The following is a 17040-nucleotide window of genomic DNA, read 5'->3' on the forward strand; positions in this document are numbered from 1 at the left end:
TGGTTTTGTGATTTTCCTGATTTATGAGTAAATTGTGGCACCTATTTATCATCTGCTATATCAATTTCTATTTATGTTTCACGAGCAACTCCTGATTGTACTTACCCTTCTTTTTGCTGTTTTTACCCTGACCATGGTTGGTCATAAGCTGAATATTTCTTATCCTATATTTCTGGTGCTGGCTGGTCTGGGCATCAGTTTTATCCCGGGTATTCCTCATATTGAAATAGAACCTGATCTGATTTTTCTTTTGTTCTTGCCTCCTTTATTATATGAAGCAGCCTGGTATACTTCATGGAATGATTTCTGGAAATGGAGAAGAGCCATCGGGATGCTGGCTTTTGGACTGGTATTTCTGACTTCGATTATCATTGCTTTTGTTTCCAGTGCAATGATCCCGGGTTTTACACTGGCAATGGGCTTTTTACTGGGTGGGATTATTTCTCCTCCCGACGCTGTGGCGGCCAATTCAGTGCTGAAAAATATCAAGATTCCTAAACGTCTTACCGCAACGCTGGAAGGTGAAAGTCTGATCAATGATGCATCCAGTTTAATTGTCTTCAGATTTGCTTTAGCTGCTGTGATGTCCGGTTTCTTTTCTATGGGACAGGCAACAGGCCAGTTCTTTCTGGTAGCGGGAATGGGCATAGTGGTTGGTCTTGCCATTGCGCACGTAATGTATGTTGTTCATAGGTTTTTACCTACCACACCCAGTATAGATGCTGCACTGACTTTAATGACTCCTTATATCATGTATATTGCTGCAGAGCAGTTCCATTTTTCGGGGGTAATGGCAGTGGTCAGCGGAGGTTTGTTTCTCTCTTACCGTTCTCATGAACTGTTCACCTCCGGAAACTCGCGTTTGCAGGCCATTAATGTCTGGGCTACCGTTATTTTCATTTTAAACGGCCTGGTTTTTATATTAATCGGCCTGGAACTACCGGTTATTATGGCCGACATGGGAGGTTATTCTATTGGAGAGGCTATTAAATATGGTCTGGTTATCAGTCTGGTATCTATCGTGATCAGAATTATATATGTGCAGTCTCTGGCTTATGTGCCCAAATGGGTAGGAAGTACAAAAAGGATGGATCGTAATAATCCAACCTGGAAAGCACCTTTAATTGTAGGCTGGGCAGGAATGAGAGGAGTGGTTTCGCTGGCATCAGCACTTTCTATTCCGGTTTTAATGACCAATGGACAGGCTTTTCCTCATAGAAGTTTAATTCTGTTTATCACTTTTGTTGTAATCCTGGTTACGCTGGTCTTTCAGGGACTTACCTTGCCATTGCTAATCAGATGGATTAATATTAAAGATACAGGTGATTTCCTTCCTGACGAAGAACAGGAAGCAGGTATCAACCTGAGGCTAATGAATATTGCCATCAGGGAGCTGGACGAAAAATATCAGCATGATTTGAGAGATAATGCCCTGGTAAGCTGTCTGAGAGATCAGCTGAGCAATGATGTTGCTATCATGGAACAGCGCCTGGAATCTCTGGAATGTGATGATTTGAAAAGAGAAGAGGTGGAACGTTATCATCATATCCTGCTGCATATTTATAATATACAGCGCCGTGAACTGCATGTTTTACGTAAGGAGAATTTTTACAGTGATGAGGAAATAAGAAAACAGGAAAGCCAGCTTGATCTGGATGAAGCTAAAATTACCAAAACAGGCCATTAACGAACACCTGATGTTCATTTCTGAACAGTAAATAATTAGAAATGCGCTTATTTATGGCTTAGTACGGTTTTTAAGGGATGGCATCAGGATCGCTATAACGAATCAGAAAATTAAAGCGCTTATGTTTCAGCATCACTTATTACTGATTTACAGAAATTTTAAAAAATACAAGAGTTCTTTTTTTATCAATCTTGTTGGGCTTACTGCTGGTCTGACCTGTGCACTGCTCATTTATTTATGGGTAAACGATGAGCTCAGTATGGATAAGTTTCAGGCTAAAGGAAATCAGCTGTATCAGGTGATGGAGAATGAAACAACGGATGCCGGAGTTAAAACCACAGATAATACTGCAGGACTACTGGGGGAGACTCTTTTAAAGGAAATGCCTGAAGTAGAAGATGCAGTTATGGTCTCACCTGCTTATTGGATTGCTTTCAGCAAACTTTCTGTGAAAAATAATACAGGTATTAAAGGAGGGGGACTTTTTGCCGGAAAAAATTTCTTTAAGATATTCTCCTATCCGCTGATTTCGGGTAATATCAGCCAGGTACTTAATAGTAAAAATTCCATTGCCATTTCAGAACGCATGGCGATGAAATTATTTCACAGTACAGATGTGCTTGGAAAAGAAATTAAATGGGAAAATTCAGATATGAAGAATGAAAATCATGCGCTGATTTCAGGTGTATTCAAAGATATACCTGCCAGTTCTTCAACCCGGTTTGATTTCGTAGTTTCTATGGATTTACTAATGGTACCTGAGTCTGGTTTGCGGGCCTGGACCAATCATGGTCCCAATACTTTTATAGTCTTAAAAAAAGATGCCGTTCCTGAGACTTTCAGTGCTAAGATTAAGCATTTCATGAAATCAAAGGGAGTAGACCGGAGGGATTTATTTATCAGATCTTATTCTGACAGTTATTTATATGATAAATATGAGAATGGTCAACAGGTAGGAGGCAGAATTGAATATGTAAAACTATTTTCACTGATTGCTGTATTCATTTTGATTATTGCCTGCGTTAATTTCATGAATCTGGCCACTGCCAGGGCTTCGGTAAGGATGAAAGAAGTGGGGATTAAGAAAGTTATGGGAGCGAGCCGCCGGTCACTGATTATGCAGTATATGGGGGAATCTCTTTTCCTGACCTTTCTGTCTTTATTTATCTCGCTGCTTTTTGTAGAGTTACTGCTTCCTCAGTTTAACGAAATTACCGGGAAAAATTTGTCTTTACATTTTGAGCTGAAACTGGTTTTAGCTTTAACAGGAATCACAATTTTTACGGGTATAATTTCTGGCAGTTATCCGGCTTTATATTTGTCAGGATTTAATCCTGCAGCTGCATTAAAAGGAAAATTAAGTCACACTGCAGGCGCATTATGGACCCGTCAGGGACTGGTGATCTTTCAATTCACACTTTCAGTTATCCTGATTGTATCGGTACTGGTTGTCTATAAGCAGATTGAATTTGTACAGCATGCTCAGGTTGGTTATCAAAAAGACAATGTTTTATATATTGAGGCAGAAGGAAAACTGAAAAATAACGCAGGAAGTTTTATTACAGAAGTAAGGAATATTCCAGGTGTGATTAATGCTTCGAGTATGGATAAGCGGTTTATTGGGGATGTGAAAGGTACAATCGGTGATTTCAACTGGGAGGGAAGGGACCCAAAACAGGTGATTTATTTTCAGTTTGCCGGTATTAACAGTGGCCTGATCGAAACTATGGGGATGGAAATGACACAGGGCCGTTCATTTTCCGGCAAGTTTGGAGCAGATAGTACAAAAGTCATCATGAATGAGGCAGGAATAAAGATTATGGGACTAAAAAATCCTGTAGGAAAGATCTTTACTTTATGGGGCAAAGAACTCCAGATTGTAGGCGTAATGAAGGATGTACATTTCGAATCTCTGCATGAAGTGGTAAAACCAATGTTTTTCACGTACAATGCTAAGAATACAAACCGGATCATGATTAAGATTAAAGCCGGGCAGGAAAAAGAAGTGATTGCTGCGGTTGGGCAGCTGTATAAGGATTTCAATTCGGGAGCTCACCTGGAATACAAGTTCCTGGATCAGGATTTCCAGGAGCAGTATGTAGCAGAGAACCGGGTTTCGTTATTGTCAAGATACTTTGCATTGCTGGCTGTTGTAATATCCTGTCTGGGTTTATTCGGACTTGCTTCTTTTACCGCACAGCGGAAACTCAAAGAAATTGGTGTCAGGAAAGTATTGGGCGCAAGTGAATGGGGGATAATTTACAGCTTATCCAGAGACTTTATCAAACCGGTGCTATTGGCTATTCTGATTGCTCTGCCATTGAGTTACGTGGTGACCAGACATTGGTTAGATACTTTTGCTTACCGCATAGATTTGCAGCTGTGGTATTTTGCTGGAGCTGGATTTCTGGCGCTGCTTGTTTCCTGGCTTACAGTTAGTGTGCAGGCTATAAAGGCCGGGATGAAGAATCCGGTAGCTTGTTTAAGGGACGAGTAGTTACAGATTTATATTTAAAAGGAAACGGCTGTCAGAACTTCATCTGACAGCCGTTTCCTTTTAAATATACCTGGGTTAAACAGTCTCTTTTGTCTAATCCAGTAAGGTCCAGGTTCTTTTGGTTTGTACCTGCTGCACCATTTGCTGCTCTGCAACAACGATATTTTCTTTGCGCTGACCAATGTACTCCAGCATACTTAGTTTATTCCATAGCGCTACCATTACTTTTAAAAATTCTTCAATGGCAGACATCGATGCATGGATATTCTGATGATCGTAAATCATTTCAATATTACGGGCCAGAAGCTCTTCAAAGTTTCCGGGAGTTACGTCACGCCACTCATAGAAATATTTAAGCATTTCTTCTCTTTCACGGGGTTCAATCAGTTTGATACCTGTGAAAAATACATGAGCCAGGTTTGAACAGTAACCAACGATATGAACTGGTGACTGCTGATATCCCAGATTCCTGTAATTGAAAAAGATCTGAGCAATATAATCGAGTAATTTCTCTGATAATAAGCGGATGTTTTTTCCCAGAGGAGTAATTGAATCCTTAGCAGAAGTTTTGTCTATGATTTTAAAAGCAGCCAGCTGCAGGTCATTAATCAGGGTGCTGAATAATTCATAATACCTGATCAGTACCGGATGACTGATGATAGAGCTGCTTGGCGGGATATAACTGGTGTTGATAGAGATCCGGCCATTCTCCAGAACAAACTGCCCGATTGTCAAATGATAGTTATCAGCTGAATTGGGCGTCATTTCTGAAGCAGGAAGGATTGAAATACTGTATTTTTTTGAAATGTCAGGATATCTGGGAGGATTATCCTGCGGATCAGGAGTCCCTGATGGTACTCTCTCAAAAGGATTTACCAGTAATAAGATATTATAAACCGTAACTTTAGAATAGTCGGTGTTTTCATTGCTGAAAAACTGGCTGTAAGAAAGCAGGTTGTCATAGTTTGAAGTGTTTGGAATATCGATTCTGCATCCCTCGGCAGTAATGGCATTACAATGTCTCACCTTAATTTCGATGTGATTGGTAGCCTTTTCAGTAATCTCTATATCGTGTGATACGCGCTCACCGGAAAAAGGAGGGAGAAGGCCATAGTTGAAATTATTTAAAGATATCGAGCTGGCATCTCTCACGAAATCCTGGTTAAACTGATCGGTAGCAACAAAATGGCTGCTGGATAGTTTCATTCCATCCACCCAGTTAACGGGTTTGTATTTTAATGGTGAAATCATAATAGTCTAATTAGATGAAAATAGATTCGTCTCCGATTGTTTCTGGTCTGTTTGCGTTTTCAGACACTCTTTTGGCATAAATGGTAACTTTTTCTGTAATCCTGTTTGTGATAATATCATGGTCAGGATCGATGAAAATATTCTTTTTGAAAAAAGAGGTCTTGATAAAAAATATCCATTTGAATGACTCATGATCATCACTGATATATTTAACAGGACTCTTTGGGAATTTCAGGTTATAATCTTCAATGAATTTGTAGAACCAGTTACCAAATATCATGTTTTCCGGCGCCTTGGCTTTTACACGCAAAGGTTCAGGATCATCTGTGTTTTTATATAATTCCAGTTCCAGTACCAGCATACGGTCAAAATCCAGGTGATCCATGTCTATGTTAATCGGGCTTGAAGGATATTGCCAGATCTTATAAATTTCTGTGGGAATGCTGATCAGTGCTACATAAGCCCACCAGAACAGCAAAGGGATAATAAAGGTCAGGATGCTGGTTGCTGCCCATATGCCAAAGTGTATATCACTAAGCCAGTTGAAGGCCAGCTGAAACAAATAAAAACTAAGCAGTGAACCTACCAGTATACCAAATATGATAAATAACTTTCTTTCGAGTAATTCTTTGGGATATTTTTTAGTGAACAGGTAAACAAACCAGATGCCTGTGATCACATAATAGATCTGACAGATAATGTAACCCCAGGGCATAAAATCAAAGCTCAGGAATCCAAGAAAACCAGGCAGGGCTAGTACTAAACTTAATACCAGTATGCCAATAATCAATCTTTTGTTATTAAGAAACTGATTTTTCTTATTTACAATTGAGAGTAAAGCTGCGGATACAATAAAAATTAGTGGGAATAATAAATATCGGATAAAGAATGATTGAACGTCCATTAAATTGTACTTGATGTTTTTGTTTAACTGTTAACAAATATAATACCTTAAATCTTTCAATATAAGAATGGTATAGTTATTAGTGTATATTAGTTTAATTATACCGTAAATAAATATATGAAACAGAGACTGCATTTAAGGAATGATCTCAATACTGATTTTGAAGCTATCACAAAAGTTGCAGAACTTATTGAGAACGGCGATTTTCACTCTGATCAGATTGCAGTTCTTCCTATAGGTGCAAAACAAAGGGCCTACGCAAAGGACATTGGTAATTATTCATTTTATTATTCTGATAGTAAACGTAAGGATTGCCTGAATATAGAAGTTAATCAGGAGGGCTTTTATGATATGTTGCCCGAAGGTTTATTTCATACGCCGCCAACTGGTAGTGCAGGCATGTCTGAAGAAGAAATGGTCGAGGATGTACAGCTGAGAAGGACGGAAGAGAAAGATGCCCGGAAATTTTTTATGCCCTTTGAAGCAGAAGTCAATTATCTTAAAACTGTATTACAGATTTATGAGAACAGACTGGACAAAAGAACAACGTATAATGATCTGACAAATATTTTTGCTGCCGGATGGAAAGAATTTGAACTGCTTGATAAGGAACAAAGCATAATCTGGATGCATTTTCTGCCTGTCATCCATCAGAAACGTAACGACCTTAAATTTCTTGGACAACTGCTGACCGTATTGTTTAAAGTACCTGTTGAGGCCGTATTGAAAAGCACAAACGTAAAGCCTCTGCCAATTGATGACAGCCTTCAGTTCAGACTGGGGTCAGGAGCACTGGGGATAAATTCTATTATTGGCAGCAGCTTTTTAAGTGATGAGGAACAGGTGTTTATCAATGTAGGACCTGCTGATATTAAAAAACTGGTCAACTTTATGCCGGGCACTGCGCATGCACATCTGATAGATCTTGCGGTGTCTTACCTGGTACCTGTTGAAACTGAAGTGACTACAAATCTGGTCGCCAACAGACAAAATCAGGTAGGGTCACTGGGGGAAGAAAGTCCTAATTCCTATTTAGGCTACACTGTCTATCTTTAACTGGCTGGATTAAATCTATTAACCCAGCAAAAGTCTGTAATGTATATTCATGGTACTACGGATTTCCAGTTTCGATTTTGTCAGACTCAGCATTGATTTCCACTCTTCTTCATTTAATCCGTTCTGCTGAGCAGGAGTAATGATGATATCGGTAGTTTTAAGAAATCCTTCTTTCGGATTCAGCGCAGGTATCAGCCCTTTCCTGATATTTACTGTCTTGATTTTGTTGCCTAATTCAAAGAAGCAGAAATTAATAATGTCTGATTGCGTGACTAACCTGTTACCTGTAGTCAGGCCGTATTTATAGGCCTGAACCCTGTTTGTCGCATTTAATCTGGATCTTCCGCCTTTTGAATTACTTAACAGAAAGAGACTCTCCGGGATGGTTTTACTGCTTTCAAACGATTGTAAATGACTGCCTGATTTGATCTGATTTCCTATTTCGGCATTGGTTGACCAGAATTCCAGAAAAAGAATGTCTGCGTTATTCAATGGTTTGACAATGATATAGTTCAGTAGTTCTTTAATGGTAATTAACTGAGCTTTGGTTTTTTGTTCTATAATGGATATGTTCTGTTCCAGCTCTTTTAAAGAGCTGTTTAAAAAGTCTGAACCATAGGCCGAGAATGCTGCTTTTTCATCTCTCAGTAATTCAAACAGGTAGTCTACTATTTCTTTTGCATTTCTGTTGTCAAAACGTTCTGATCCTCCGTAACGAATTGAAAATGAGCCTGCATTGGCATCGTCGTCCTGACTGTGCGGAATTTCTGAATAGGAGTTTCCCGCTTTATCTGTCAGAGACTCCACGCATAAGAACTGATCGTGATCCAGCAATTTGATGGGCATAATGTTAGTCATCATTTTCAGCCGGTGCTTAAAATCATGGATTCTTTTATTAACAACCGGGAATGCATTGATGGAAACATGTAACTCATCCAGCATAACTTCTGTAATTGCTGCAGGGAAGACCACTTTTAGCCAGAGTACAGGTTTTTTGAAGCTGTTTAGTCCATTTGCCTGGAATATCGTCTCAAATTCTTTTGGATAGAGCTGCAGATAGGATTCCTGAGGGAATATATTCTCCTGGTCTATGGTAAGGAATCTGTTAGCATAAAAGGCACTTACATCGTCTGTGATCAGATTTAAAACATCCTGATTCTCAAAAGGAGATTGAATATTCTTTTCTGGCTGTATATAGAACTGGTTCAATGAGAGATTAACTGGTAAGTCGTTTAAAAACCATTTGGATAAACCCAGAAGATCATAGACGCTATCGTTTACAACGTAATTGCGCCAGTCAAAATAGAAACTCAAACCTGGCAGCTGGGCTAGTAAAGGCGGGTTCTCGATACCAATATACAGGGTATTCGGATCAAGACTGTTTCCTGTCTCACTATGGCTATGCAATGATTTATTGTGCTGACCGTCAACCTTGAAGATATTCCCTCCATTAACCAGATAAGTAATTTCTGAATGATATATTTTAACCGGGCGTAAAGGGCTGAAGAATATGTCTGATGTGTTTTCTCCGCTATTTTCAGTTTTATCTTTAAGTCTCTTTCTGAAAAAGAACTGGCTTTTTGTATGGAGTATTTCCATGGGTTCTATGGCCCTCGCATGCAGGATAGCGTGTGCGGGAAGTGCTGTTGTTAAGGTGTCAGAAGCCAGAATACGGGAAATGCGATCCAGAATTCTGTTTTCCAGATTTTTCACATCGTTAGAGACATTGAAAAGTTCAGTACTTAGTGCTTCAATGAGTAGTTTAACCAGCGGATCAAAATCATTCGTGTTTTTTATACCCCAATAGTCGAGTGCATTTTTTAAAATTCTATTTCTTATTTCGTCTTTGGAGGAGTAAAATATGTTTTTCATCGGCGTGTTTATATTTTTAAAGGTGATGAAGCTACCATGAAGAATGGCGGTTTCATCGGCGTGTTTATATTTTTAAAGGTGATGAAGCTACTATGAAGAATGGCGGTTTCATCTGAATTGTGTATGATCTGGTGTCTGATTGTTGGGACAGACTTAATTAATTTAATTGCAGATTGCATTTGTTATACCCGCTTTATCTCATTGTAACGGATTTGTTATGTATAGTGCTGTATATAAATTAGTTCATAGTTTCCTTAAAATAGAACACTAATGTTAACTTGAAAGTGGACTTAAGAATAAGCCTGTGTTAAAATAATATTTCTCCCCTGTAATATTCATTTTACCCCAGATCGAAATGTCAACTTTTTTCTTGATTTCAGTCACGTTCCTCAGGGAAAATTTTTTCTCGACCTCAGTCATCTTTATTTCCACTTCAACCTGGTATAAACGGCGTTCATATTCGGTTATAGATCTCAATAAAGACTGTCTGAACTTTTCTTCCCATGTAGTCTCACTAACTATTAATTCGAAGTCCAGGTCCCATATTTCGCATCCGAAATTCTTATTATGTCTGTGTTCTCCAAACCTGGTGAAAATAATTAATTCGATATTCTGAGAGATGGATTTACCCAGATCTGTCTCTGCCAGGTCTTTGTTTTCGAGAATGTTTTTTAATCGAAATGGCTTGTTGTATAAGAAATCTGACATTCAATAATGCTTAAGTGGAACAATAATTGGTAAATGGTTAATCAATATTACGTCCAGAATTTATAAATTGGATATATAAGGTTATACAATTTAACAAACATGTTATTATAATTAAAATTTTACAGCTCCCGAATCTAACCATTTACTAATGAAACCCATAAACGCTCAGGAACTGAACAAGTCGTATCGGCTGTTCATTTTTAATTTTATCTTCCTTACTGTTTTCGCCGTCCTCTGCGTTTATCTGTTTTTTGCTGCTTCAAAGTTTGAATATGAGTTGCTGGAAAAAGAGGTGAAACAAACCGAACAGCTTCTGGCTAAAAGAAAAGATATCAATACCAGGTTTGATATGATCCTTTTAAGGTTTAAACAGCTCGCCAGATATACTTCCATTAATTCTGAAGAGATGAACAATCAGGCAATCATGCTTGAAGATATACAGAATACAAATTTCAAGATCAAAGAGATTATTAAAAAAGAGAACTCAACAGTGAGCAGTTTTCTTTTATATAAGAAAATGACCGATGATATCTCGCAGATGGCGGGTATACAGGATTCGCTTTTCACAACCAGATTTCAGATAGAAAATCTGAAAACACAACTTGACGCATGTTTTAAAACCAACAGCACTGCGGCGAAAAAGATAAGAGGGGGAAGATTTAACAGGTAATTATGATTAAACTAAGTATTAAAGAACGAAGAGACCAGTTCCTTTTTTTTATCGGTATATTTTTGTTTACTACCGCATTATTGAGTTTTGGTCTGTTCTATGATTATGGTAATGGCAGAGTCGTTTCCAAACAGGACCTTGCTGATAAACTGGAACAAAATGCAGAATTTGAGGCCACCGTTAAAGAACAAAGGGCTACAATTGATACCACTTATAAAGATATCATAACTTTTGATCCAGGCGTACAGGCAGTCTTTCTGGAAAATGACATCAAAAACTCTATGGCTTCCATTAAATCGAATTATGAAAGGAAAGCCTACGATCTGCGCTATAAAACCTTTCTGCAGGCCTCTCAGCTTTACAGCGATTTGTTTTACAACAGAAGAGAGCTGAAAGGAAATAATAAGGATACAGACAGATTGAACAAATCGCTTGAAGATTGCAAGTTATCTACACGCCAGTTAAGGCAAACCATGGGTAGCCAACCGAACCCGAGATAACCAGCGTATTAAGAATTAAATCAAACCAAAAAATAAACATATGGCCGACACTACTACTAATAATGGAAAATCAGTGAGCAGTAATTCGCAGGGATTTATCTTCCTGTATATTTTTATTGCTATCCTGATTATTGCAGCACTGATCTTTCTGCTTAAGAGTTCTTTCTTTGATAAACGTACTGTTGATGCAAGGATCTTAAAAGACGAAATGTACCTGAACGAAGATCTTGTATTCACTGATAATACCAGAAGTGCAAAAAAATGGGTCTGGGAATTTGGTAACGGAGCAAAATCAAATAGTCAGAATGGTAGCTACCGTTATAGTAAATCAGGATCTTATATTATCAGATTAACAGTTGACGGAGAATTAAAGGAACAGTTTCCGGTTACAGTAAGAGATACCGTTATTGCTGCACTGGATACGATGGTTACTATTAGCGGGCCTACATCGGGCGTGGTTAATGAAGAGGTCAGGGTAGAGGCTGAAGGAAAAGCCAATCAGTTTGAATGGTCTTTTGGAGAAACAGGCAGGGTAGACGTGAAGGGGAGAACTGCTTTATACACTTTCCATACTCCTGGTAAATTCATGGTTAAATTAACTACTGACAGGAGCCACAGACCTATTTATCATACTATTTTTATTACTGATCCAAATGCGGAGCTGGACGCTGATATAGTTGTACCAGGTGAGGGTGAACGTAAAGTTATTGATGATATCAGAGCCCGTTTGCAGGCAATTGCTAACGGAGCAGACTTTAATACAAACTATTATTATCTGATTCGCAGGTATATGTGTAACAATGAAAAGGTTACTGTTGCTGTAGATCAGGATGGGGTTAAAAAATCGAGTGATTTTTATTCTTACTGTATGGGACTGACTTTCGGAGGTGAAATTGTCGTTGATGAAGCACAATTGACCATCAGTCCTAATTCTACCTGCGCAACTCTGGTAAACATCAAACAACATTCGGCCAATACAGTAAAAAAATAAACCATATGAAAAGAATTATATCCCTCTCTATACTCATTGCCCAAACTGCTTTTGTAATGGCACAGTCGCCTGCGGCATTTGGGAAAAAAGTGAAATATATGCCTAAGGCTTATGCCAGGCCTTCTGCGACGACAAATTTAAGTGATGATGGTGGTAAAACAAGTTTGCCATGGATTGTTTTCTCTGACAGAGATGAAAATTATACGACCACTGCACCAGGCGGAAGTCTGATTATGAAGAAGCTGAACTTTATGGAACCTTTTTATGTTTCTAAAGATGAAAACGGGTATTTAAAACTAATTAAGTACAAGGCTGGAATGATCAGGGGAAGAAAAATCACCGATAAGAAAAGTGCCATCAGTTATGGCTGGATTCCGAAATCAAAAATGCTGTTATGGCAAAGATCATATTCTAATCAGAAATCTGGTTACCCGGAAAAATCTATTGCAATTATCAGTGGTAAAGTGCCGATGACTGAATCGAAGTTTTATTATGATAACACGGACTCGGCCTTTGTATACAGTTCTCCTGAACTTAAAAAGAAAGTTGCTAAAGTAAGATTGCATGAGATCAGCTATATCTTTAAGAAATCTGAAGATGGTAAGAAATATCTGATCGGAAATGAAGATCAGCTGGTTACTGACAGCGCAAAGAAAAGTATTTATGGCTGGATAGCTACTGATGCTGTTCATAACTGGGGAGACAGATTATATATTACCCCTAAACAGATTGATTCTTACGATCAGAGTGATTCAGTTTCCCTGGCGTTAAGCGGAGTACATATGGACCCGCTTTTATCTGCAAATGATATTATCCTGAGAAGTGCTCCTGTTATTAATGATGATGGCGCAGGAAACTTTACCTTAGGGGTAGCGAGTGATGTTTATAATAAATCAAATAATAAGCTGATTACGATTAACGGATCTACTTTAAGTTATCTGACTTATCTTGATCTAAGAAAGAATATTCATCAGATCAACGTGATTTTTGTAGTGGATGGTGGTAGTCCGATGTCAAGATATTTTTCGGGATTAACCAATACGATCCAATCCTTCGAAAATATCTTTAATGATTATGGCAAAAAACATAAGGTAAGTTATGGTGCGGTGGTTTACAGAAATGAAGCTGCCGGAACTTTAAGTACTCCTGGTGTATCTCCTGATTACAGAAAATTAATGGGTTTCCTGTCTACTGAAGCTAAAAGGACTGAAAGATTCAATGGACGAATTACTGCAGAACCTGTTTTTGACGGGGTAAAAGCAGGTCTGAATCTATTGAAAAATCATAAAAATGAAACTAACCTGATTGTCTTAATTGGAAGTACAGGAAATGAAACGTCTTCTGCTTACCGGTTAACTCAGCTTACTGAAGAATTTGCCCGTGCTGATGCAAGATTACTGGCTATTCAACTGTATAGTGATTATGATCAGCTGTTTAATAATTTTGTATTACAATCTAAAAAACTGGTTTCTGAATCTGCAGTTTATTCTGCGGATAAAAAGAAAAGATTCCTGGTTAAAGGTGAAGGACTGAATAATACACAGGCTTATAATACCAGTCAGCTGGATTCAATTTCTTATTACCTTGATTATCCTAAAAACAGCTTAATCCAGGGTGGGGTTGTGTTCCCTACCAAAGGTTCGGTAAATTCTAATGAGTCTATGAATATCGCCATGCGCCGTTTCTTTAAGGAAACTGACCAGGATATCAATAGCCAGATCAGCTCATTGGACAGTGCTTTCAGATTAACAGGTATTGAACGTAAAAATCTATCTCCGGTTGTGGAAAGCAGACTTGTTGCTCCTGTTGGTGATGATGTAGCGGATAAAATGCCGCATAACGGATTTAAATATTTTATCACTTCTTCGGTGCATGATGATATTGTATCAAAGAATAAGGATCTGCTGCAGTATGCATTGATATTAAATACAATGGAGTATAAGCAGATCAGTGATATATTTTCATTAATGATCGGACAAAATCTTCAGCCGGATCAATCATCGTTCAGAAAAAAATTACAGAAGAATTATTTTAATATTCTGCGTAATTTACTGGATATAGATATTTCTAAAGGGAATATCAGAACAATGACGCTGGCTAAATATATCAAAACTGTAACGGGCCTACCTGTTTCGAATGAATTGCTTAAGAAGTATACGGTAGCTGATTTAAAAAGCCAGAGTAAAATGCCGCAGGCAGATTTTGAAGCTTATCTGAAATTCCTGATCAGTTCAAGTGAGCAGATCAAAAGAGGAACACAGATTGGTCAGCAGTTTAATTCCAATGGAAAAACTTATTACTATATCACGGAAAAGAATTTTGTGCAGGCCGCTGCAAATGAAAATGCAGTGAAAGAAAACCCTTAATATCAACTATTATGAGTGTTACAAACATTAGTGAATCAGTAAAATTAGCGATCAGGGTTGCGCAATCCCTCGCTAAAGAGTATCGTAATCCTGAATTTACTGCTGCTCACCTTTTAAAAGGTTTAATGCATAAGGAGGTTGGATTGAGAGGCTTTTTATCGTCTATAGGAAAAGATGAAGAATATATCAGCGAATGGGCTGAAGTAAGAATTGAAGAATTGGATAAGGCCTCTGCCTCTGCTGAAGAGGTAAAAGGCAGCCCTGAAATTGCGAAAGTTTTTGAAGAGGCAGACCTGGTTAGAATTAAGGTAGGACTGGATTTGATTACTCCTATTTGTGTTCTTACAGCGCTGTGTAAACCTACTGTCGGATTTAAGCCTGATCAGCTGAAGTCATTCCCGATTAAGGAAAAGGAACTGCTTGATCTTTACCTGAAAGATGAAGAACTGCAATCTGTTGTCGCACCGGTTTCAGGTTCTGCAAAAGCAGATAAAGGCGGAGTGGGTAGTACTGCGCTGCATAAATATTGCATTGACAGAATTGCGCTTGCCAGAGATGGTAAAACCGATCCGATTATTGGAAGGGATAAAGAGGCAAGGATGATCATGGAGATTCTCTGCCGCAGAACTAAGCCAAACGTAATTATTACAGGTGATGCCGGGGTTGGTAAAACGGCTCTGGTTGATGGTTTTGCACAGGATATCATTGCGGATAATGTTCCTGAATTATTAAAAGGGGTACAGCTTTTTGAACTTGATCTGGGTTCTTTAATCGCAGGTGCTTCTTATAAAGGGGAGATTGAAGATCGTCTGAAAAATATCTTAAAAGAAATCAAGCAATTTGATAAGGCGGTATTATTCATTGATGAAATCCATACTTTACTGGATAATAAAGGCCCGATAGGTGGCGGGGTAGGTAACTTGTTGAAACCTGAGCTGGCCAGAGGGGAGATTACTGTTATCGGAGCAACCACGATTGATGAATACCGTAAAATAATAGAGCCTGAGCAGGCTTTCAGCAGAAGGTTTGAGGTTTTACAGGTGAATGAACCTAATGAAGCTTCGGCGATAAAGATGCTGGAAAAATTAACGGTCAAATATGAAGAGCATCATCAGCTGAAAGTTCAGCCGGATGCAATTCCTGAATGTGTAAGACTGGCAAAACGGTATATGAAGGATCGCAGGCTTCCGGATTCTGCTTTTGATTTACTGGATCGCTCTATGGCTGCTATCAAGATGATGAATGATACATCTGATAAAGTACTGGAAGAGCTGACGCAGACGCTGGCCGAACTGGAATTATCTGATATTGATGAAATAACCGAACTGACGGATTATAAATGGTTATATAATCAGGTTCAGGATAAAGTAAGCCCTGTATTGCTGGGGCAGCTGACAGATGAAACGCAGGTGGAGGCTTTTGAAACTGCTGATGAATATCATCAGTATATCGCCAAAAATCTTGATGCACTGAAAGTTTTAAGTGAGCGTAAATCGGATGAGGTAAGTAAACAGGATATTGCTTCTATAGTATCTTATAAAACTGGTATTCCTTTAGGGAAAATCCAGGCACAGGAGAAAGAAAAATTGCTTAATATGGAGCAATTCCTGAAAAGAAGGGTGGTAGGACAGGATCAGGCACTGAAAGCAGTATCTGACGCAATTCTTGAATCCAGAAGCGGATTAAACAAAAAAGGACAGCCTATCGGATCTTTCTTCTTACTGGGGCCTACCGGAACAGGAAAAACGGAACTTGCAAAATCTATTGCTGAATTCTTATTTAATGATGAGAAGGCAATGATCCGTTTTGATATGTCTGAATTTAAAGAAGAACATTCTGCTGCTTTACTTTATGGAGCGCCTCCAGGATATGTAGGCTATGAAGAGGGGGGAATGCTGGTTAATAAAATCAGGGAACAGCCTTATTCGGTCTTGTTATTTGATGAAATTGAGAAAGCACATCCATCCGTATTTGATACTTTTCTACAGATCCTGGATGAAGGTCATATGCATGACAGACTGGGCAAGGAGGGAGACTTTTCTAACTCTCTGATTTTATTTACTTCTAATATTGGAAGTGAGTGGATTGCTGAGCAGGTGGGGCAGGGAATTATTCCGACATCACAGCAGTTAATGGAAATTATGGCCCGTAATTTCAGGCCTGAGTTTTTAGCCCGTTTATCTGAAATTGTTCCTTTTGCTCCGATCAATGAAAGTAATGTGGTCAGAATATTTGAGATTCAATTGAAAAGCCTGATTGACGCGCTGCAGAAACAGGGAATAGCTTTTGAAATTGAAGAAGAGGCCACAAAAATGCTGGCGCTAAGTGGCTTTACTCCTAAATATGGAGCAAGACAATTATCCGGTGTGATCCGTAATGAATTAAGAAGACCGATTTCCAAATATATAATCTCAGGAGAGTTAAAGAAAGGCAATACGATTGTAATTAAGAAACACGAAACTGAAGAACGTCTGGAATGGGAAATAATTGAGCAAAGTCCTGTAACTGAATTAGAAAACAATTTATAGGCAAATACTG

At 38.6% G+C, this 17040-nt stretch carries 12 protein-coding genes; 8 read left to right on the forward strand and 4 right to left on the reverse strand.

What is annotated here, in order from left to right; genetic code table 11:
- Positions 1 to 73: 73 nt before the first annotated feature.
- The gene (locus tag PL_RS22920) at positions 74 to 1687 is read left to right on the forward strand and encodes a Na+/H+ antiporter (RefSeq protein WP_041883149.1); all 1614 of its coding nucleotides are present in this window, start codon (positions 74 to 76) and stop codon (positions 1685 to 1687) included.
- A gap of 121 nt (positions 1688 to 1808) precedes the next feature.
- The gene (locus PL_RS22925) at positions 1809 to 4184 is read left to right on the forward strand and encodes an ABC transporter permease (protein ID WP_041883147.1); all 2376 of its coding nucleotides are present in this window, start codon (positions 1809 to 1811) and stop codon (positions 4182 to 4184) included.
- A gap of 93 nt (positions 4185 to 4277) precedes the next feature.
- Here PL_RS22925 and PL_RS22930 read toward each other — a convergent pair whose 3' ends face one another.
- Positions 4278 to 5435 carry a hypothetical protein gene (locus PL_RS22930; protein WP_041883145.1) on the reverse strand — a complete coding sequence of 386 codons (1158 nt, stop codon included), beginning with the start codon at positions 5433 to 5435 and terminating at the stop codon, positions 4278 to 4280.
- Between the two features lie 10 nt (positions 5436 to 5445).
- Entirely contained in the window at positions 5446 to 6339 is an 894-nt protein-coding gene (locus tag PL_RS22935) for a TssN family type VI secretion system protein (protein WP_041883143.1), read from the reverse strand.
- 117 nt (positions 6340 to 6456) lie between these two features.
- Here PL_RS22935 and PL_RS22940 point away from each other — a divergent pair, with 117 nt between their 5' ends.
- The gene (locus PL_RS22940) at positions 6457 to 7395 is read left to right on the forward strand and encodes a type VI secretion system baseplate subunit TssG (RefSeq protein WP_041883141.1); all 939 of its coding nucleotides are present in this window, start codon (positions 6457 to 6459) and stop codon (positions 7393 to 7395) included.
- Between the two features lie 18 nt (positions 7396 to 7413).
- Here the strand turns inward: PL_RS22940 and PL_RS22945 are convergent, their stop codons facing one another.
- Together PL_RS22945 and PL_RS22950 are read right to left on the reverse strand one after the other, a co-directional pair.
- On the reverse strand, positions 7414 to 9267 hold the full coding sequence (locus PL_RS22945) for a type VI secretion system baseplate subunit TssF (RefSeq protein WP_041883140.1): 1854 nt from the start codon (positions 9265 to 9267) through the stop codon (positions 7414 to 7416).
- A gap of 273 nt (positions 9268 to 9540) precedes the next feature.
- Positions 9541 to 9975: a GPW/gp25 family protein gene (locus PL_RS22950; RefSeq protein ID WP_348620444.1), complete on the reverse strand. Its 435-nt coding sequence runs from the start codon at positions 9973 to 9975 to the stop codon at positions 9541 to 9543.
- A 148-nt stretch (positions 9976 to 10123) separates the two neighbouring features.
- On the opposite strand from PL_RS22950, the gene PL_RS22955 reads away from it, so the two are divergent.
- Genes PL_RS22955 through PL_RS22975 form a run of 5 tightly spaced genes read left to right on the forward strand, consistent with a single transcriptional unit; the run spans position 10124 to position 17030 of the window.
- Positions 10124 to 10645 (forward strand): type VI secretion system TssO, encoded by a 522-nt coding sequence (locus PL_RS22955; protein ID WP_041883137.1) that lies wholly within the window; start codon positions 10124 to 10126, stop codon positions 10643 to 10645.
- 2 nt (positions 10646 to 10647) lie between these two features.
- Entirely contained in the window at positions 10648 to 11145 is a 498-nt protein-coding gene (locus PL_RS22960) for a type VI secretion system transmembrane protein TssO (RefSeq protein ID WP_041883134.1), read from the forward strand.
- Positions 11146 to 11185: 40 nt separating this feature from the next.
- Complete coding sequence (locus tag PL_RS22965; protein ID WP_041883132.1) at positions 11186 to 12136, forward strand: PKD domain-containing protein; 951 nt, start codon at positions 11186 to 11188, stop codon at positions 12134 to 12136.
- A 5-nt stretch (positions 12137 to 12141) separates the two neighbouring features.
- Entirely contained in the window at positions 12142 to 14502 is a 2361-nt protein-coding gene (tssR, locus tag PL_RS22970) for a type VI secretion system protein TssR domain-containing protein (protein ID WP_041883131.1), read from the forward strand.
- Positions 14503 to 14513: 11 nt separating this feature from the next.
- Positions 14514 to 17030 (forward strand): ATP-dependent Clp protease ATP-binding subunit, encoded by a 2517-nt coding sequence (locus PL_RS22975; RefSeq protein ID WP_041883129.1) that lies wholly within the window; start codon positions 14514 to 14516, stop codon positions 17028 to 17030.
- Positions 17031 to 17040: the final 10 nt, after the last annotated feature.

Origin of the sequence: Pedobacter lusitanus, assembly GCF_040026395.1 — a bacterium.
Classification (GTDB): domain Bacteria; phylum Bacteroidota; class Bacteroidia; order Sphingobacteriales; family Sphingobacteriaceae; genus Pedobacter; species Pedobacter lusitanus.

Bases quoted from the DNA above. Each gene is read 5' to 3' on its own strand.
- PL_RS22925 (WP_041883147.1), top strand. From the start codon at position 1,809: ATGTTTCAGCATCACTTATTACTGATTTACAGAAATTTTAAAAAATAC.
- PL_RS22955 (WP_041883137.1), top strand. From the start codon at position 10,124: ATGAAACCCATAAACGCTCAGGAACTGAACAAGTCGTATCGGCTGTTC.
- tssR (WP_041883131.1), top strand. From the start codon at position 12,142: ATGAAAAGAATTATATCCCTCTCTATACTCATTGCCCAAACTGCTTTT.
- PL_RS22960 (WP_041883134.1), top strand. From the start codon at position 10,648: ATGATTAAACTAAGTATTAAAGAACGAAGAGACCAGTTCCTTTTTTTT.
- PL_RS22940 (WP_041883141.1), top strand. From the start codon at position 6,457: ATGAAACAGAGACTGCATTTAAGGAATGATCTCAATACTGATTTTGAA.
- PL_RS22945 (WP_041883140.1), bottom strand. From the start codon at position 9,267: ATGAAAAACATATTTTACTCCTCCAAAGACGAAATAAGAAATAGAATT.
- PL_RS22935 (WP_041883143.1), bottom strand. From the start codon at position 6,339: ATGGACGTTCAATCATTCTTTATCCGATATTTATTATTCCCACTAATT.
- PL_RS22965 (WP_041883132.1), top strand. From the start codon at position 11,186: ATGGCCGACACTACTACTAATAATGGAAAATCAGTGAGCAGTAATTCG.
- PL_RS22930 (WP_041883145.1), bottom strand. From the start codon at position 5,435: ATGATTTCACCATTAAAATACAAACCCGTTAACTGGGTGGATGGAATG.
- PL_RS22975 (WP_041883129.1), top strand. From the start codon at position 14,514: ATGAGTGTTACAAACATTAGTGAATCAGTAAAATTAGCGATCAGGGTT.
- PL_RS22950 (WP_348620444.1), bottom strand. From the start codon at position 9,975: ATGTCAGATTTCTTATACAACAAGCCATTTCGATTAAAAAACATTCTC.
- PL_RS22920 (WP_041883149.1), top strand. From the start codon at position 74: ATGTTTCACGAGCAACTCCTGATTGTACTTACCCTTCTTTTTGCTGTT.